We start from the raw sequence: 18851 nt of genomic DNA on the forward strand, positions 1-18851 counted from the left end.
CTTTGAGCTCTAAGCTTAAAAAAATGGAAAAACAACTTACCAAACTCAACATATTTTCATTAAAGGGTGTACAAATGCGCACCTTTCACATTACCTGGCTCATGTTTTTTGTTTGCTTTTTTGGCTGGTTCGGACTGGCGCCATTAATGCCAACCATCCGTGCCGAATTACATTTGAGTAAAGGACAAGTGGGTAACACCATCATTGCATCTGTAGCTGCAACAATTATTGCCCGCCTTATTATAGGTAAACTTTGTGATACCTGGGGACCGCGTAAAACAGCAGTCAGGTTATTAATTATAGGGTCATTGCCTGTTTTTCTGGTAGGTCTGGCTCATGATTATACTTCGTTTTTACTGTTCCGCCTGGCTATTGGTGTAATAGGTTCATCTTTTGTAATTACCCAGTTCCACACTTCTATGATGTTTGCGCCTAATATAAAAGGTACAGCCAACGCGGTAACCGGTGGTTGGGGTAACCTTGGCGGTGGTGTAACCAATATGGTGATGCCTTTAATATTTGCTGCTATAGTAGGGGCCGGTTTTACCAAGGCCGAAGCCTGGAGGTATGCCATGATAGTTCCGGGTGTAATGATGCTGATAATAGCATTCGTATACTGGAAATTTACCAAAGACACGCCTAACGGTAACTATGATGAAGTAGGTTATGCCAAAACCAACCCATCAAAAACCGATTGGTCGATATTGGCCGACTGGCGTGTTTGGGCACTTACACTGGCCTATGCGATGTGTTTTGGTATGGAGATCACTTTTGATAACGTAGCTTCCCTGCATTTTGTAGATACTTTTCATTTGTCGCAAAGTTCGGCCGGTTTCTGGGCAGGTATTTTTGGCTTCATGAACATTTTTGCCCGTGCGTTAGGCGGCATCGTATCTGATAAAGTTGGCGGCAAATTCGGTATGCGCGGCAAAGGCCTATTGCTTGCCGGCGTGCTGCTGCTGGAGGGTATTGGCCTTGTTCTGTTTGCAAATTCGGGCAGCCTTACAATGGCTATTATTTCCATGCTTTCATTCGCGTTGTTCCTCAAAATGTCAAACGGCGCCACCTATGGCATAGTGCCTTTCATCAACAGTAAAAATGTTGGGATGGTAAGTGGTATAGTGGGTGCGGGCGGTAACCTTGGCGGGATGTTGTTTGGATTTCTTTTTAAATCGGAGCATATCACCTATATACAGGCATTTACCTACATCGGTATAACTGTTATGGTAATTTCCGTGATTGTGCTGATCACCCGTTTTCAAAAACAGGCTGAAGCTCAAACAGCAGATGAACCTGCTTTAGCTTTATAAGCTTAAAGCAGAAGGCTGAATAAATAGAAAAGAAATCATATGAAAGCTTTAGGCTTTAAGCCTTAAGCTTTCGGCTTAAAGAAAAGCTTTTAGCTTAAAAGAAATGTTGAACAAACGCCCTCAAAATACATTTAAAAGTACTTGCTGCTACTGCGGGGTAGGCTGTGGTGTGGTAATTAATAAAGAAAAAAATGGCAGTATAACGCTTGAGGGCGATAAGGACTATCCTGTAAATAAAGGCATGTTGTGCAGTAAAGGGCTTAACCTGCATTACACAGCTAATGATAAAACCGACAGGCTGCTGTACCCTCAAATGCGTTATAACAAAAGCATGCCCCTGCAAAGGGTAAGCTGGGACGACGCATTGGAGCGCACAGCAGCCATTTTTAAAACGTTCATTGATAAATACGGGCCGGATTCGGTTGCATTTTATGCCTCAGGCCAGTGCCTTACTGAAGAATATTATGTTGTCAATAAGCTAATTAAAGGTTTTATTGGCAGTAATAATATAGATACTAATTCGCGTTTGTGTATGAGCAGCGCGGTTGCCGCGTATAAAATTGCTTTAGGCGAGGATACTGTACCTGTTTGTTATGACGATATTGAACTGGCCGATTGCTTTTATGTAACCGGAGCTAACCCAGCCTGGTGCCATCCTATTTTATGGCGAAGGGTTGAAGCGCATAAAGCCGCAAATCCCGATGTGAAAATCATCGTTGTTGACCCCAGGGTTACGGATACCTGCAGCAATGCCGATCTGCACCTGCAGTTAAATCCGGGTACCGATATCACACTTAACCACGCTATTGGCAGGGTATTGATAGAGAACGGTGATATCGATATTGATTTTGTACACAATCATGCTGATGGTTTTGAGCAGTATAGCAAACTGGTATTTGAACGTACCCTTGCTGAATCGGCTGCTATTTGTGGTGTAAGCGAAAACGATATCCGCCTTGCTGCCGGTTATATTGGCGAAGCGAAAGGCTTCATTTCAATGTGGACAATGGGCTTGAACCAAAGCGCTGTTGGGGTAAATAAAAATTTAAGCCTCCTGAATCTTAATTTGATAACAGGCCATATTGGTAAGCCCGGATCTGGCCCATTATCACTAACCGGGCAACCAAATGCTATGGGCGGACGTGAAGTAGGGGGGCTTGCTAATCTTTTACCGGCGCATCGTGTTTTAACCAATCCGGCAGACAGGGCGGAGGTACAGAAGTTTTGGGGAGGCACAGAGATAGCCGCAAAACCTGGTCTTACCGCAACGGAGATGTTTGAGGCCCTGAATGATGGCCGCCTTAAAGCCATCTGGATCATGTGCACTAATCCGCTAACCAGCTTGCCAAACGTACGCCTTGCCGAAGAGGCTTTGAAAAAAGCAAAGTTTGTGGTGGTTCAGGAGATCAGCAATAAGCCCGAAACATTGGCTTATGCCGATGTGATCCTCCCCGCAGCAGCCTGGGCCGAAAAGGAGGGTACTATGACCAATTCTGAAAGGCGGATCAGTTATTTGAGTAAAGTACTTGACCCACCAGGCGAGGCTATGCCGGATAGCGAGATCATTTGCCGTTTTGCTCAAAAAATGGGGTACAAAGGCTTCGACTTCAAAAATGCCGCAGAAATTTATGCCGAGCATGCTAAACTTACCGGCAAAACCAATATTGATATCAGCGGGCTCACGCACGAAACCATCATACAACAACGGTCAATACAATGGCCTTATAAAAAACGTAATGCGATACCAGGGACACCCCGCTTGTTTACCGACAAGCAATTTTATACCGAAACACGTAACGCTAAGATAAGCGCGGTACCGGATGCGCATACCAGCGAGGTTCCTGACGGCGACTATCCTTTTATTCTCACTACCGGCCGCATTCGAGATCAATGGCACACCATGAGCAAAACCGGTAAGGTGAATAAGCTTAACCAGCATATTAAAGAGTCATTTATCGAGATCAATCCTGCTGATGCTGAAGCATTGGAAATCAGGGAAGGCGATGTAACTATTATTACATCCAGAAGGGGGGAAGTGAGGGTAAAAGCCAGGATTACCGAACAGATAAAGCAGGGTGTCGTTTTTGTGCCGATGCATTGGGGCAAGATCCTGAACAATGATCTGCACCGCATTAACAATGTTACTAATGACGCACTTGATCCGATATCAAAGGAGCCGGATTTTAAGTATTGCGGGGTAAATATCCAAAAATATAAAAAGCCATTTCAAAGAATTGTGGTTGTTGGCGCCGGTGCCGGTGCGCACGGCTTTGTACGATCATATCGGGAGCTCAACAAAGATGATGAGATCATCATTTTCAGTAAAGAAGACCATCCTTTTTACAATCGTGTTATGCTGCCAGATTATATCAGCGGTGAGCAACGCTGGGAGCAACTGGTAAAAATGACGGATGAGGAAGAACCCGAACTTAAAATAAAGTTATTACGTGGCGTAAGTGTCGAGAAAATAGATCGTGTTAACAAATATGTCCTCGATAGCCGCGGTGTAAAAACCTATTACGATGTGTTGCTGTTGGCTACCGGCAGCCGGGCGGCAATTCCTAAAAACGTTCCATCCCTGCCGGGGATCTTCAGTATGCGCAGCCGTAACGATGCTGATAATTTCAAAAAGCATGTACCTAAAAACGGGCATGTGGTTATTGTTGGTGGTGGTTTATTGGGATTGGAGATGGCGGCTTCCCTGCGTGAAATAGGGATTACCATCACCATTATTCAACGTACATCAAGATTTTTAAACCGCCAATTGGATGAGTTGGGCAGCAGGCTCTTGCACGAAGAAATGGTTGATCAAGGCTGCGATATTTTTTATGACGACGAAGTACAGTTATTTTACGGTCGCAGCAAGCTTACCGGTATAGGTTTAAAAAGCGGGCGAAAAATTGACTGCGATGCCATGATCCTGGCCATCGGTACTACGCCAAACCTTGAAATTGCAAAAGATTGCGGCCTTGAAATTAAGCGCGGCGTAATTGTTAATGAACGTTTGCTTACCAGCGATCCGAACATATACGCCATTGGCGAAATAGCAGAGTTTAACGGCACATTATATGGTATAACCGCTGCTGCGGAACAACAAGCTGCTGTAGTTGCAGGCTATATGAACGGCGACATAGCCAGTTATTACAAGGGCAGCCTGTTTATGAATATCATCAAAATTCATGGTTTTGATCTGTGCAGTATCGGTTTATCTGATTGCCCGAATGAAAAAGACTATGAAGAAATTGTGTTTATAGACAAGGCCAAGCGTTATTATAAAAAATGCATTATTCACCAGGACAGGCTGGTGGGCACCATTTTAATTGGTGATAAAGGTGAATTTCAGGAATTCAGGGAGCTGATAGCAAACAAAACCGAGCTCAGCGATAAGCGCCTTAAATTGCTTCGCAGCGGTAAGGTAGCCGAACCTGTTTTGGGCAAGCTGGTTTGCAGTTGTAACAACGTGGGGGCCGATAATATACGTAATAAAGTAGCCGGCGGCTGTACCCAACTGGCCGATGTTTGCAGCCAAACCGGAGCTGGAACGGGCTGCGGATCATGCAGGCCCGAAGTAAAACGCCTGTTGGAAGAAGTACTTGAGCAACAATTATTAAAAGCTTGAACTAATGGATAATAAGCAACTAATTAAGATAAATTTACCCGGCGGTGTAGCTTCTGCCGGTGATTTTTACGAGATGCTCATCATCGCGCAAAATGCTGGTGCTAAACAGGTCCGTTTTGGGAACCGGCAGCAACTGTATTTTGAAATTGAAGAAGCGCAGCTGGAGGATCTGGGATTTGATATGCTTAGTGCCGGTATTGACCATGAAGTTAACCAGGATACTTATCCCAACATCACCAGTTCGTACATAGCTGATGGTATTTTTAACCAGGAGAACTGGCTCAAAGAAGGTGTTTATAAAGACATTTTCGACCTGTTTGATTATCAGCCCGAACTGAAAATAAACCTGGTTGACAGCAATCAAACTTTTGCTTCTTTTTTTACCGGTAACCTTAATTTTATTTCTTCGCCGGTAAGTAATTACTGGTACTTGTATATCAGGTTTCCTAAAACTAATATCCTGTATTGCTGGCCTGTATTGGTTTATTCGGATGATATTCCCGCCATTGGCAAAGCAATACAACAGGTTATATTTGCCAACAAAAAGCTGTTTTACGATCAGGTTGAAATCAATCCCGATAAGCTTTATCAATTAGTTACTGCCGGTTACCAATTTGTAATCCAGGAAATTGATCAACCGCTTATTATTCCCGAATTTCAACTACCCTATTATGAGGGTTTTAACAAACAGGGTAATAAATACTGGCTGGGTATTTACAGGCGCCACGAGCTTTTTGATATTGAGTTTTTGAAAGAAATCTGCAACCTGTGTATGCAAACCAGGGTTGGACAATTGTATTTTAGCCCGTGGAAATCCTTACTCATTAAAAATATCGAGGCAAAGCACAGGCCGTTATGGGGTAACCTGCTTAATAAATACCGGGTAAACATCAGGCATGCTTCAAATGAGCTTAACTGGCAGGTTGAAGACCTTTGCAATCCCTGCCTCGAGCTTAAGCAGCAATTGGTAAGCGAATTTGAGGAGGCCGATTTGCGAACATATGGACTTAGCTTTGCCATAAAGCGCTCGCCTAAATCGGGGATCTATGGTTCGGTTATGATCCGCGCACGGATGCCTGATGAATTTGAAATTGTGCATACCCGCGATTTTAACCACAATACCCGCGAATTTGTGATTTACAAACAAGGTGTTGCCAAAGCAGATTTAAGCAGGCACCTGACAGCGCTTTGCGATATGTTTTATGAACAACAAATCAATAACCTATCACCATTGCCGGTAAGCAAAACCAATAATGAAATTAAATCACCCAATCAAAAAACAGTTCATCAATGTAAAAGCTGTTTCACTATTTATGACGAGTTGTATGGAGATATCTTTAATAATATAGAACCCGGAATGCCTTTTGAAAATTTAAGCGAATATGAATGCCCAACCTGCGGCGCCGAAAAGGAGAACTTTGCAGAACTGATGTATCAAGCCGATTAATCGTTTTTAAATAAATCAGTTTGAAAAAAATCGGCCTGTTTGCTTAGTATAAACAGGCCGATTTTTTTAATAATATACCTTCGGTAATTTATTTTGCCGGAGTAATGATAATGTTTCTGTAATCGATAGGTCCGTGATCCCCCTGAATCAGGAGCGGCCCTGGTTCACCTTCTTTACTGTCGATAGCCCCGCCGGTAATGCCCGGAATCTCCTGCTGGCATATCACCATGGTGCCATTGGCTACGATGGTAACTAAACGCCCTACCAGTGTAATATCATATGATTGCCATTCCCCGGCATTTTTTGCCATCATTTTATTAGGCGGCAGGAAACCGTAAATAGCGCTAAACTGGTTATTGATAGGTTCAGGCTCACCGGTTTTAGTGTCGATAACCTGTACCTCATAGCGCCCTCTCAGGTAAACGCCGCTGTTGCTGCCTTTTTGATAGCGAAATTCGATGTGTAATTTAAAATCGCTGAATTTTTGATCGGTAATAAGGTTTGCGCCGGAGTGCTTGCTTCTCAATATGCCCGATTCTACTACCCATTGGTTTTTGCCGTCAGTATGCCAGCCTTTGGTGTCTTTACCGTTGAACAGTTTAACAGGTTTGCCCCAAACAGGTGCCTTTGCCCTTGTCATTGATGGAGCTCTGACACCTGTAAAATGATAAGTAACCCCATCTGAATATACCATTGTTCCGGTTAATTCTTCACCCTTAACCTCAAATTCAAAATCCATGTTCCGGTTTCCCTCTTCCCATTGCAGCGGGATAGAGAAGCTGTATTTGCCGTCGTGTGGTTTTACTTCTGATATTGGTCGCGCACTTCCGAAAGCATAGGTAAAACGGCCAATCAGGGTATGTGTGCCTGATTTTTGAACTTCCAGCCAGGAAGGAAGGCTTTTGCCACCTTTGTCGATGGTTATATCCCATCGGCCGATAACGGCAGGGTCCTTTGCCTGTTGAGCTTTGGCTCCCGAAATCATTAAAAGCAGCAATCCTGCGATGAGCTGTATGCGGATGAATCTGCTATTTGAGTTCTTTTTAATAGTAGGTTGGTTTCTCATAATTTTTAAATCTACAAACTATCATCCAATATTTTATTAGACGGTTAGTTTTTTGTAACAACCATGCAGCGATCATTTTCTTAAAGTTTAGTTAACATTAGTAATGTAGGTTTGTAGCATCAAATGATAGAAATTGCCGATACTATTTTACTTTCACGAATCAGGGAAGACGATCATTCGGCTTTTGATCTGCTGTTTGAGCGTTATTGGGAGCGCGCGTACCAGGCAGCCCGTGCCAGGCTTGATGACGAAGCACAAGCGCAGGACCTCATTCAGGAAATTTTCATCAAACTGTGGCAGCGCAGACATTCCCTAAACATTCAAACAAGTTTCGAGCAATATTTATTGAGCGCGGTACGTCTGAGCGTGATCAGTTATTTCAGAACTCAAAAGGTTACGCATGTGCGCCTGGAGGATGCGCTGCAGCGTGTAGAATTGCTTGAAAATTCCGTACATGACCATTCCGGATATCTTGAGTTGGAGCAAACGCTTGAACAGGCGGTTAAGCATATGCCCGAAATGCTGCAAAAGGTTTACGAACTGCGCAGCGAAAACCACTCGGTAAAAGCAATTGCCAGCGAATTAGGACTGGCTGAGCAAACGGTAAAAAATTACATCTCTGAAGTACTGCGCCGGCTCCGTATCGCTATCTCCGAAAAACACCCCGAACAAAGCGCCGCCTATTTAGCACTAATACTATTTGTGCTTTACAATTAATTAACAAAATGTTGATGTAAATTATAAGTACCTCCAGGGCCTTTTAACGACTTACTGTTGAAAACCCACTATGGAGCTACGTAAATTTATAAAACAACTGGGCCGGTACCAGAAAGGCGCAACTAACGAAACCGAAAAAGCGATCATTGAAGCCTGGTATGATTCATATGATGCCGGGAATGAAAAGCAAGCGTTGCCGGCAGAAGAGCTGGAGCGCGCAAGAAATGCTATGCATGCAAAGATCAGCGGCTCCATCAATACGCCTGTACGGTCGATGTGGTTCAGCTATCGAATTGCTGCAAGTATTTTATTGTTATGCTGCTCCGCTGCGTTGATTTATTTTCTGAGAAACCCCGCAACTATAGTTCCGGAAACTTATACCACTTTAAGTACACATAACGGTGAGATCAGGAAACTGACATTGCCGGATAGTTCTGTTGTTTGGTTAAATGCCCAAAGCCGTGTACGGATCCCTTCTAATTTTGATAAAACTATACGCCAGGTTTACCTGGATGAGGGGGAGGCTTATTTTGAGGTTAAGCACAATGTTCACAAACCATTCAGGGTTATCACCGCTCCTTTACAGGTGCAGGTTTTAGGAACCTCGTTCAACATCAACGCATATCACAGCCTTCCTCATGTTAAAATTACTGTTGTTACCGGCAAGGTAGGGGTAAGTAAAGGAACAAAGTTGCTTTCATTCCTCGCACCGGGACAGGAACTCAGCTATATGACGGACAATGGCACCTTTGAGCAGAAAAAAGTGGATGCCGGTCAAAGCCAGAGTTGGAAAGATGGTGACACTTATTTAAATCGAGTAAAGTTTGAGGAACTGTCATTGGTTTTTAAAAACCTGTATGGCCTTACTTTAAAAGCAGGCAGCAAACGGGTGCATGATTATTTATTCACCTTACGTATTAAGCGCAATACACCGGCCACAGAAACGCTGAAACTCATCAGCGCCATACATAATGCACATTTCAGAAAGGAGGGTACTGAAGTAATTATTTATTAACCCTTAAAAAAGAAACCGGTCCTGTTTCAGCAGGAGCCGGCTTTAATTTCAGCAGGTGAAGGTTTGCCGACCACAACCCGCAATGCTCAGCAAAATTTGACTATTACAAAGCAATCAAAAATATGAATTTCCATACACAGTTATGCAGACAGTTTATGCGTATCTCTTTTTTACTAATTTCCATATCAATAACCATCGGCCTGGTATCGGTAAAAGCCACTGAGTTAGCGGCCCAGGGGGTTAATACCCGGCTTGATATCAGCATCGGGAACGAAGACCTTTCTTCAGTTATAAAAAAACTGGAGCAAAAGGCCAACGTTGCTTTTGCCTATGACGAGTTGTTTTTAAAACTCGCTAATAAACACGTCAATGCGGCAAATTATCAGAACGAAAGCCTGAAAAATATCCTAACGGATTTGTTTAAAGGGCAGGAGATAGGCTTTAAGGAGCAAGCCGGTAATATTATACTTTACAGGCAGCTTACCGGACGGGTAAGCGGGCGGATAACAGATGAAAGCGGACAGCCCTTACCTGGTGCATCGGTAAGCATAGTTGGTACCTCGTTTGGAATGATGACCGATGCAGATGGCAGGTACAATATCAGCCTGCCCGAAGGTACTTACACCGTGGCTGCTTCATTTGTGGGTTACAGCCGTGTTGAATCTGCCAATGTTACAATCAATGGTAATCAAACAACTACTTTAAATATTCGCCTTGTGGCCGGCAGCCAGTTAAAAGAAGTTACCGTAAGTTATGGAAAACAGCGTGCAAGGGAAGTTACGGGTTCGCTTACCCAGGTTGATGCAGCTCCGCTTCAGGATATGCCTGTAATGCAGTTTGCTCAGCAATTGCAAGGTAAGGCTGCAGGTGTTCAGGTAGCACAAAGCAGCGGACAGCCGGGCCGTGGTGTAGAATTCAGGATTAGGGGGGCGGCATCCTTTTATGCCAGTAACCAGCCTTTGGTAGTGATTGATGGAATCCCTGTTACAGGCAGCATCAATAACATGAACCCAGCCGAGATCGAGAGCTTCAGCATATTAAAAGACGCCTCGGCTACTGCACTTTATGGATCTCGTGCTGCAAATGGCGTAATTCTGATCACCACCAAACATGCAAAACCGGGTGATGCACAGATTGATTTTAACGCTAATTACGGTGTACAGAAAATACCGGGCGAGCGCGTTCCGAAAATGATGGATGCACGCGGCTTTGCCCAATACATGAATGAAAAATTTGCCGACAGCCGTAAATATGAACCCGGTTATACAACTGCCACCCCAACTGAGTACCTTAATCCGGAGCAATATGGCGAAGGTACAAACTGGTATAAACTGCTTACCCGAACCGCGCCTATACAAAGTTATGATATCACCATCCGCAGTGCACGTGAAAAGTCAAGCTCAACAGTTATGGCCGGCTACCAGGAGCAGCAAGGTGTATTGATCAATACCGGTACCAAATTGTTTTCATTACGCATTAACCAGGACCTTTCATTAAGCAACAATAAATTAAAAATAGGCTTTAATCTTGCGCCAAGCTATCGCCTTGACCATAACAATCGTTTAGGTACTGATGGGGTTGGCGGTTTGTTTGAAAGGATTTTTGAAGCCAGTCCGTTAAAGTCGCCTTATAATGCAGATGGCAGTTACAACCGTGATACTTATTCACCGGGTATGGTAGCTTATATTAACCCGCTGGCCCAGTTCAACCTTACTAACGATGATTATAAAACTACACGCATCCTGGCCAATGGCTATTTAAACTACGAGTTTTTAACCGGCCTTAGCATCAAAGCTAATATTGCTGTAGATAAAGGCGGTGAAACGCGGCAGTATTTTCAGTCGGGTGTGGTTACTTCAACGGTAGGCCAGGCCACCGGAACCAGCAGTTCGGTAGATAATGGATCATATACAGCGGAGGCGAACCTCGTTTACCGTAAATCTTTTGGAAATCATAATATCGAAGCGCTGGCAGGATATTCTGCTCAAAAATATAGCGGTACTAATAATACCTTAACCGGTTTAGGTTATCCAAGTGATGATATTCCCTATTTAAATGCGGCGACCAGTTTATCTGCAGGTGGGAGTTCATATAATGCCTATTCGTTGTTGTCAAGCATCGCACGTATTAACTACAACTACAAAGGCAGGTACTTGTTACAAGGCGCAATTCGTCGTGACGGTTCATCCCGCTTTGGCTCAAACCAGAGTTACGGTAATTTCCCATCAATATCTGCCGGTTGGGTAGTAAGCGATGAAAAGTTCATGGATCGTTTCAGCTTTCTTAACCTGATGAAGATCCATGCAAGCTATGGCGTAACCGGTAATAATTTCTTCCCTGGTTATTATGATGCACAGGCAACCATCGGAAAATATTATTATGAATTTGGTGGCGCATCTGTGGCCGGGCAAACTATTAACCGATTGGCTAACAGTGATCTTCGCTGGGAACGCAATAAACAATTTGACCTCGGCCTGGATCTGTCGCTGTTCAATAACCGGTTGAATTTTACTTACGATTACTACCACAAAATATCCGACGGGCTTATCATGCAGCGCCCTATACCTAAGGCATCAGGTTTCACAAGTATCCTGGATAACGTTGGTGCTATTGAGTTGTGGGGACATGAGTTCACGGTTAATTCAACCAACCTTGCCGGGAAATTGAAATGGACAACTAATTTAAATATTTCGTTCGACCGCAACCTGATCAAAAATCTTGTTTCTCCGGGCTATATCCGCCGTAACAATACCGTATCGTCAGATTATTACCGCCAGCAGGAGGGACATCACCTCGGCGAGTTTTATGGCTTCGTGTTTTTAGGCTTATATAAAGACGCCAATGATCTGGCTAATTCGGCCAAATATGGCAGTGCCTCGGATGTTGGTACCATCAAGGTTAAGGATATTAATGGAGATGGCGTTATTGATGATGTAAATGACCGTACCTTTATCGGCGATCCTACGCCAACTTTTACCGGCGGCCTTACCAATAATTTTGTTTATAAGAACTGGGACCTGAACATCCACATGGCTTTTTCAGTTGGTGGCAAAATATTAAATGCGGCTAAATGGGCTTATCAAACCAATCTCGATGGTTCACGTGTGATGCTTGCCGCTGCTGCCGACCGTTGGAGGTCGCCGGAAAACCCTAGCTCGGGCGTTTATCCACGTACAAAAACCGGAACTACAGCAATGGGAAGGCAAGTTAACTCGCAATGGGTTGAGGACGGCTCATACCTAACTGCAAAGAATATTTCGCTGGGATACCGGTTTAATTTGGGCGAAAAGTTTTTGATGCGCAGCTTAAGGGTTTATACCTCTGTTCAGCAAGCTTTTGTGCTTACCAAATATTCGGGTATGAACCCGGAGATCAACTTCGCCGGGCTTGATCCTACGCTGGGCATTGGCGTAGACGAAAATGCTTACCCAATCCCACGCACCTTTTCATTTGGTGTTTCAGCAACTTTTAAATAATCTCCCAAAGACCATTGTATGAAAAAGACATATATCATCCTTGCATTAACAGCGCTTACCGCTGCTTCGTGTAAAAAAGACTTTATCGACCTTACACCAAAGGATTCCTATACCGATGCTACATTTTATAAAACTGTTGATCAGTTTAAACAGGCCAACATCGCCGCCTACGCACCGCTGCGTGACGTTTTGGTAAACGATTACTTTACTTCAGAAATGCGCTCGGACAATACCATTTACCAGCCTTATCCCAGCAACCGTGGTACCGCGTATTTATATCGCGAAAGTATTTCAAACTTCACAAATACATCTACCAACGATTATGTAAACGCTGTTTGGCAGCATTGCTATACTGGGATCTCCCGCACCAATATTGTTATTGAGCGATTGAGAGCTGCGGATTTTGACGCGGCTGTTAAAGCGCCCATTGACGGCCAGGCCAAATTTTTAAGGGCTTTTTATTACTTTAAACTGGTTAAGTTATTTGGTGGCGTTCCTTTATTTTTAAAGGAAGTGACCAAGGCCGAAGATGCCTTTTTACCACGTTCAGCAGCTGACGCGATATATAATCAAATTATTGCCGATGCTAAGGATGCCATCAGTGAGTTGAGTGCACCGGCGAAATTCCCTCAAACAGGAGAAGCCACCAAAGGATCGGCAACGATGCTCCTGGCCGAGGTTTACGCTACTCAAAAGAAATGGGCAGATGCTGAAACCTTACTAACTACGCTTTCGGGCATGGGTTACGGATTAAACGCTAATTACGCAGATGCCTTTACACCCGGAAATAAAAACAGCAAAGAATCATTATTTGACATCCAGTTTTTAGAAGGGACAGTTTTAGGCACTACGCCAAACCCGCTGCCTTTTCATTTTTTACCGAGGAGTACAAATACCTCAATCATCACCGGGATTAATATCAACAACAGCTCAACCGGTGGCTGGAATACACCTACCCAGGATCTTATCAATGCCTATGAGCCCAATGACAAGCGCCTTGATGCTTCTATCGGGATTGTTGAAGGTACTTATAACGCCAGCGACCTGTTTGTTTATTCGGCCAATAAAAGTGTAATTGGTTATACACCGGCAGCAGGTAAAATGGGCGTACCTTACATCAAAAAGTACGAGCACCCGCCACTCATTGCGGTTACCGGGTCAAGTGATAACTTCCCTGTTTACCGTTATTCAGATGCATTGCTGCTTTTAGCCGAAGCACAGAACGAGCAGGGTAAATCGCCATTAACTGCACTGAACACAGTAAGGTCAAGGGCTGGGCTACCCGCAACAACCACTGCCGACCAGGCATCTTTGCGCACTATCATAGCACATGAACGCCGGGTCGAGCTGGCCTTCGAAAACCACCGCTGGAACGATCTTGTACGCACCGGCCAAGCTGTTGACGTGATGAACGCTTTTGGAGCTGTACTAAAAACTCATGTAAACTACCTTACACCTGATACTTACAATGTAACAGCCAATAAATTGTTATATCCCATCCCACAGCCCGAAATTGATTTAAACCCTGGCTACATGACTCAAAACCCGGGTTATTGATCCATCAATGTTTACTGTCCCCGCTTTCAGATTGCTGAAGGCGGGGAATAGTTTCACCATCAAACTAATACCACATGTTACCGAAATACAGAAATGCATTCGCAGCCGGGCTTTGCCTTGGCTCATTATTGTTGAATAACAGCGCGCAATCAGAACCATTGCTTCCAAGAGATACCGTGTTAAACACTCCGGGACCCGAAGCAACGGTAAAATCCGGCGATTTTTCAATCGCTGTAATTCCCGATTCGCAATACTACCTGGCCCAGGCACAGCTTGGCGGAACTTTTGAGATGTTCAAGGCGCAAATTGACTGGATCCAGAAGAACAAGACTAAAGAAAACATAGCCTATGTAGCACACATGGGTGATATTACCGAACATGGTGATAACCCGGTAACAGCCAGAAGCGAGTGGTACCTTGCCAAAACCGCGCTTTATGGCCTGGAAAATCCAGTTAGTATTCCTTACGGTTTGGCTGTTGGTAATCATGACCAGTTCCCGTCACAGCACCCGGTTACAGGCACTACTAATGGATATAATCAATATTTTGGTGTAAAACACTTTGAAGGCCGTTCATATTATGGCGGTCATTACGGTGATAATAACGATAGCCATTATGACTTGTTTACTGCGGGAGGTATTGATTTTATCGTGTTGTTTCTCGAATTTGATGCTTTTAACGAAGATCAGGCAGGGCTGTATGGTTGGGCTAACCAAATTTTAAGCAAATATGTCTCCCGCAAGGCAATTGTGGTAAGCCACTCCATTTTACACTTTAACCCGGTAAAGGGTTCCAATGTGCCGCAGGCTCCTTTTAATGCACAGGGCAAGGCTATTTATGAGAGCCTTAAAAACAATCCCAATATGTTTATGATGCTTTGCGGGCACGTTGGTGATAATGGGGAGGGTTATCGTACAGAAGTTTTTAACGGCCACACGATTAAGGTCTTCCTTAACGATTATCAAAGCAGGCCTAACGGCGGCAATGGGTTGATGCGTTTGTATAAATTTTCGGTTAAGCGCAACGAGTTGTCAGTCAAAACATTTTCTCCTTATGCCAAAACAAGCGAAACGGACGCCGATAGCCAATTTACGGTTTCTTTATTTGATACACCTGTAAAATAATAGCTATGAAGATTTTTCTTAAAGCGCCGGCAACCATTACCCCGTAGTTTACACTCAATAAACGATTGGCAAAGATTACGAAACCAACTATCCTGAAAAGGTGGTTGGTTTCGTGTTTGTGAGATTATTGATTATTTTTTATCCGTTTTTTCAAGCAGTGCCAGGATTCTGTCGAGCTTGTCTACTTAAATGGCGTTTAAGCGCAGTTGTAATTCTTCAATTTCTTTTTTTGCTTCCACATTGGTTCGGAAGTCTTCATTGGCCTGGGCGCGGTCACGTTCATTTTGGCGGTTCTGTGCCATCATGATAATCGGGGCTGCATATGCCGCCTGGGTTGAAAACAACAAGTTTAATAAAATGTATGGGTAGGGATCCCAATGACCAATAAAGGCCACTACGTTTAGCGCCATCCACAACGCAACAATTAAGGTTTGAATGATGATGAACCGCCATGAACCCATGCCGGCCGCTACAGAGTCGGCCAATCGCTGGCCAAAGTTCACAGAATCAATATGCCTTTGATACCAGTTTTTTTTATTGTTTGACATTTTTTAAGAATTAAGCTTTAGGTAATAAATATATTAATTTAATTGCTGTGGCTGCTTATTGGGCTGAAGTCCTTATGGTATGAGCAAGAAAAGTCATTTTGATTCGCATACTGCGTTAATCAAATATTTCTACCCATAATCTTCAAATCTCTGTAACTTTAAGATACATGTCATTATGTTATATAGCTTTGAACATATCCCAACACCTCAGTACTGGCTCACCCGCTTTGTGATTCTTCGCCTACTGGGTGCGGTTTACGCGGTAGCGTTCCTTGTAGCTATAAACCAGGTACTGCCCTTAATGGGCGCAAATGGCTTATTACCGGTTGATAATTATTTGCATCAGGTAAGTATAGCACTGGGTTCAAAAGGAGCAGGATTTATGCGGCTGCCTTCAGTGTTTTGGTTTTGGCACTCAGATCGGGCATTACTGCTTGTTTCATGGATAGGTTTAATTTTATCCCTGATTGTTGTGGCCGGTTATGCCAACGCGCTTTCAATGGGGGTATTGTGGGTATTGTATCTATCATTGGTACATGTTGGGCAGGACTGGTATGGTTATGGTTGGGAAATCCAACTTACAGAAACCGGCTTTCTGGCTATATTTTTATGCCCTTTGCTGGATATGCGGCCCTTTCCTAAACGCCCGCCGCCTTTGCTCATTATTATCCTGTTTCGCTGGCTCATCTTCAGGATTATGTTTGGTGCTGGAATGATCAAATATCGTGGCGATGCTGTGTGGCGCAATGGAACTGCATTGTATTATTATTTTGAAACCCAGCCAATACCGGGACCGTTTAGCCGCTGGTTTCACTTTCTGCCACATTCGTTATTGCGGCTTGGTGTTTGGTTCAATTGGCTGGCCGAACTATTGGCACCCTGGTTTGTTTTTGGCCCGCGGATATTCAGACACATCGCTGGTAGTGTTATTATTTTGTTTCAATTTGCAATCATCTCGAGCGGGAACCTTTCTTTTTTGAATTGGCTTACCATTGTGCCTGCGCTGGCTTGCCTTGATGATGGTTTTTGGGCTAAGCTTTTGCCGGGTGTACTTGTACGCAAAGCTGCGAAGGCCGAAGAGCAAGCTGAAGTTTCGCAGCCTATGCAGTACACCGCACTGATAGTAACTTGTATAGTAGGATTGCTAAGCTTCCAGCCCGCGTTTAACCTCCTGTCGCCCAAACAAATTATGAATACCTCATTTGATCCACTGGAGCTTGTAAATACCTATGGTGCATTCGGCAGCGTGGGACAGGAACGTTTTAATGTAGTTTTTGAAGGAACAAGAGACCTCAATCCCGATAGTGCAAACTGGAAAGCTTATCCTTATAATGGCTTGCCGGTAGCACCTGACCAGTCTCCTCGCCAGGTGGCGCCGTACCAATTAAGACTGGACTGGCAGATGTGGTTTGCCGCAATGTCCACAGCCGATCAGTACCCCTGGACATATCATCTGGCGTGGAAACTATTGCATAATGAACCGGGGGTAGTTGGTTTATTTGCCGGAAATCCTTTCCCGGAAAAACCACCGCGTTATATTCGTGCAGTTATTTACCGTTACCGTTTTGCCCGTCCCGCGCCTGGTGCCGGCCCTTACTGGGAGCGGGAAAAGTTAGGATTATGGTTACCGGTGCTTTCCGCGCAAAACCCGCAATTTGTTGCTTATCTGAAAGGCCAGGGCTGGCTATAGGCTACGGTTAATCCGGCTCCATTTCAATTGAAATCAACGACCTGCATCAATAACTATTTTTAAATTTTATTTTCGCGAAAATATTTTCTTAATGAAAGAGCAATTGTCTGGTTTACTTACCGCCCTAAAAGAGGGTACAGTTACATTTAATGAAGTTATCGAATTTATTAATAATTATTACGAGCATCAGCCAACTGCATTTAAAAATGGCAATGTTTATAACGAAGCAGCTCAGAACCAGGGCAGCGCCAGGGTTTTCGCTTTTGCACAACTCAATAATCTAAGTGAGCCTGATACGCTTTATTTATTTGCGGAGCACTATAGGACCGTCCTTGCAAATCCAGATGGTACAGATCATCAGAATATCCGTCAGTTTATGGCCTATGGCTGGCCGGGAATCAGGTTTGAAGGAGATGCACTTGTATTGAAGTCAGGACAGGTCTGAAGCGGACCTTAAGATTCCGTTATCGACATATTTAGCAATAATTTACGATATATCATTTAAGTAAAGGTTGACCGGTACAGAGCGTATTATTAATTGTATTCTAAACAATCATTTATTCACTTACTTATTGATTATTTGAATAATAGATTGTTACTTTATGATTCCAATTATAATATTGCTTTGTTTAACAATTTGGGTTCATCCGATATAGGTGACGAAATATCAAATTCGCTGCACCAGCGTCTGTCATCGGGCGATGAGCTTGCTTTTAAATTATTCTTCCAAAAAAACCAACCCCGGCTTTTCGCTTATATTTATAAAGTTGTCAAGTCTCGCGAAATTGCAGAAGAATTGGTGCTTGATATTTTTGTAAAGATCTGGTCGGCTAAAGAGATCTTAAGTGAAGTAGAAAATGTTGATGCTTTTCTTCACCGGATGGCTGTAAATAAATCACTCGACTTTTTACGTACGGCCGCCCGCGAAAAAAAAATACAGCAGCTCCTTAACCAACACATGCTGTATGAGCAGGCAACTGCAGCCTCAAATCATGATTTTAAAGAATATAACCAGCATGTGATACATTGTTTGCAAATGCTTACTCAGCAGCAACAATTGATACTCAATTTAAGCCGGGAAGAAGGGCTTACGCATGAGCAAATTGCTGATAAGCTAAACCTGTCAAAAAACACGGTAAAAAATCACATTGTTACTGCTTTAAAAAAAATACGCGAGTTTATAAAACACGGTCAACTATCCATCCTGCTTACAATCTCGTTTTTTTTTATTTTTTTTCAGATCTGATTAGTCCTCTCTTCTCTTTTTATCGTCATGTATATG

General features: G+C 43.6%; 13 protein-coding genes. 11 read left to right on the forward strand and 2 right to left on the reverse strand.

Annotated elements, in window-relative coordinates:
- Window positions 1-23: 23 nt before the first annotated feature.
- The 3 genes from ABIC84_RS18500 to ABIC84_RS18510 all read left to right on the forward strand — a co-directional run bounded on the left by ABIC84_RS18500 (window position 24) and on the right by ABIC84_RS18510 (window position 6376).
- A complete protein-coding gene (locus ABIC84_RS18500; protein ID WP_429264491.1) occupies window positions 24-1310 on the forward strand; it encodes an MFS transporter in 1287 nt (428 codons plus the stop codon).
- Window positions 1311-1413: 103 nt separating this feature from the next.
- On the forward strand, window positions 1414-4929 hold the full coding sequence (locus ABIC84_RS18505; protein ID WP_429264492.1) for a molybdopterin-dependent oxidoreductase: 3516 nt from the start codon (window positions 1414-1416) through the stop codon (window positions 4927-4929).
- A 4-nt stretch (window positions 4930-4933) separates the two neighbouring features.
- Complete coding sequence (locus tag ABIC84_RS18510; RefSeq protein WP_429264493.1) at window positions 4934-6376, forward strand: rubredoxin; 1443 nt, start codon at window positions 4934-4936, stop codon at window positions 6374-6376.
- Window positions 6377-6464: 88 nt separating this feature from the next.
- On the opposite strand, the gene ABIC84_RS18515 is transcribed toward ABIC84_RS18510, so the two are convergent.
- Window positions 6465-7442: a 3-keto-disaccharide hydrolase gene (locus ABIC84_RS18515; protein WP_413316953.1), complete on the reverse strand. Its 978-nt coding sequence runs from the start codon at window positions 7440-7442 to the stop codon at window positions 6465-6467.
- Window positions 7443-7565: 123 nt separating this feature from the next.
- On the opposite strand from ABIC84_RS18515, the gene ABIC84_RS18520 reads away from it, so the two are divergent.
- The 5 genes from ABIC84_RS18520 (at window position 7566) to ABIC84_RS18540 (ending at window position 15331) form a co-directional block, all read left to right on the forward strand.
- Entirely contained in the window at window positions 7566-8159 is a 594-nt protein-coding gene (locus ABIC84_RS18520; protein WP_429264494.1) for an RNA polymerase sigma factor, read from the forward strand.
- 70 nt (window positions 8160-8229) lie between these two features.
- Complete coding sequence (locus ABIC84_RS18525) at window positions 8230-9174, forward strand: FecR family protein (protein WP_429264495.1); 945 nt, start codon at window positions 8230-8232, stop codon at window positions 9172-9174.
- Between the two features lie 122 nt (window positions 9175-9296).
- Window positions 9297-12650: a SusC/RagA family TonB-linked outer membrane protein gene (locus ABIC84_RS18530; RefSeq protein WP_429264496.1), complete on the forward strand. Its 3354-nt coding sequence runs from the start codon at window positions 9297-9299 to the stop codon at window positions 12648-12650.
- A gap of 18 nt (window positions 12651-12668) precedes the next feature.
- On the forward strand, window positions 12669-14207 hold the full coding sequence (locus ABIC84_RS18535) for a RagB/SusD family nutrient uptake outer membrane protein (protein ID WP_429264497.1): 1539 nt from the start codon (window positions 12669-12671) through the stop codon (window positions 14205-14207).
- Between the two features lie 74 nt (window positions 14208-14281).
- Window positions 14282-15331 (forward strand): metallophosphoesterase, encoded by a 1050-nt coding sequence (locus ABIC84_RS18540; protein ID WP_429264498.1) that lies wholly within the window; start codon window positions 14282-14284, stop codon window positions 15329-15331.
- A 185-nt stretch (window positions 15332-15516) separates the two neighbouring features.
- Here the strand turns inward: ABIC84_RS18540 and ABIC84_RS18545 are convergent, their stop codons facing one another.
- Complete coding sequence (locus ABIC84_RS18545) at window positions 15517-15879, reverse strand: DUF1003 domain-containing protein (protein ID WP_426587589.1); 363 nt, start codon at window positions 15877-15879, stop codon at window positions 15517-15519.
- A gap of 175 nt (window positions 15880-16054) precedes the next feature.
- Here ABIC84_RS18545 and ABIC84_RS18550 point away from each other — a divergent pair, with 175 nt between their 5' ends.
- From ABIC84_RS18550 to ABIC84_RS18560, 3 genes are all read left to right on the forward strand, one after another.
- Window positions 16055-17569: a lipase maturation factor family protein gene (locus ABIC84_RS18550; protein ID WP_426587591.1), complete on the forward strand. Its 1515-nt coding sequence runs from the start codon at window positions 16055-16057 to the stop codon at window positions 17567-17569.
- A gap of 91 nt (window positions 17570-17660) precedes the next feature.
- Complete coding sequence (locus tag ABIC84_RS18555) at window positions 17661-18014, forward strand: HopJ type III effector protein (protein WP_129570123.1); 354 nt, start codon at window positions 17661-17663, stop codon at window positions 18012-18014.
- Between the two features lie 135 nt (window positions 18015-18149).
- Complete coding sequence (locus tag ABIC84_RS18560) at window positions 18150-18815, forward strand: RNA polymerase sigma factor (RefSeq protein ID WP_429264499.1); 666 nt, start codon at window positions 18150-18152, stop codon at window positions 18813-18815.
- The last annotated feature ends 36 nt before the right edge of the window (window positions 18816-18851 follow it).

Source organism: Mucilaginibacter sp. 3215 (genome assembly GCF_050433785.1).
Lineage (GTDB): Bacteria > Bacteroidota > Bacteroidia > Sphingobacteriales > Sphingobacteriaceae > Mucilaginibacter.

Excerpts from the sequence above, each read along its gene's own strand:
- ABIC84_RS18550 (WP_426587591.1), top strand. The coding sequence starts at position 16,055 with ATGTTATATAGCTTTGAACATATCCCAACACCTCAGTACTGGCTCACC.
- ABIC84_RS18535 (WP_429264497.1), top strand. The coding sequence starts at position 12,669 with ATGAAAAAGACATATATCATCCTTGCATTAACAGCGCTTACCGCTGCT.
- ABIC84_RS18555 (WP_129570123.1), top strand. The coding sequence starts at position 17,661 with ATGAAAGAGCAATTGTCTGGTTTACTTACCGCCCTAAAAGAGGGTACA.
- ABIC84_RS18520 (WP_429264494.1), top strand. The coding sequence starts at position 7,566 with ATGATAGAAATTGCCGATACTATTTTACTTTCACGAATCAGGGAAGAC.
- ABIC84_RS18530 (WP_429264496.1), top strand. The coding sequence starts at position 9,297 with ATGAATTTCCATACACAGTTATGCAGACAGTTTATGCGTATCTCTTTT.
- ABIC84_RS18515 (WP_413316953.1), bottom strand. The coding sequence starts at position 7,442 with ATGAGAAACCAACCTACTATTAAAAAGAACTCAAATAGCAGATTCATC.
- ABIC84_RS18525 (WP_429264495.1), top strand. The coding sequence starts at position 8,230 with ATGGAGCTACGTAAATTTATAAAACAACTGGGCCGGTACCAGAAAGGC.
- ABIC84_RS18545 (WP_426587589.1), bottom strand. The coding sequence starts at position 15,879 with ATGTCAAACAATAAAAAAAACTGGTATCAAAGGCATATTGATTCTGTG.
- ABIC84_RS18540 (WP_429264498.1), top strand. The coding sequence starts at position 14,282 with ATGTTACCGAAATACAGAAATGCATTCGCAGCCGGGCTTTGCCTTGGC.
- ABIC84_RS18500 (WP_429264491.1), top strand. The coding sequence starts at position 24 with ATGGAAAAACAACTTACCAAACTCAACATATTTTCATTAAAGGGTGTA.
- ABIC84_RS18510 (WP_429264493.1), top strand. The coding sequence starts at position 4,934 with ATGGATAATAAGCAACTAATTAAGATAAATTTACCCGGCGGTGTAGCT.
- ABIC84_RS18505 (WP_429264492.1), top strand. The coding sequence starts at position 1,414 with ATGTTGAACAAACGCCCTCAAAATACATTTAAAAGTACTTGCTGCTAC.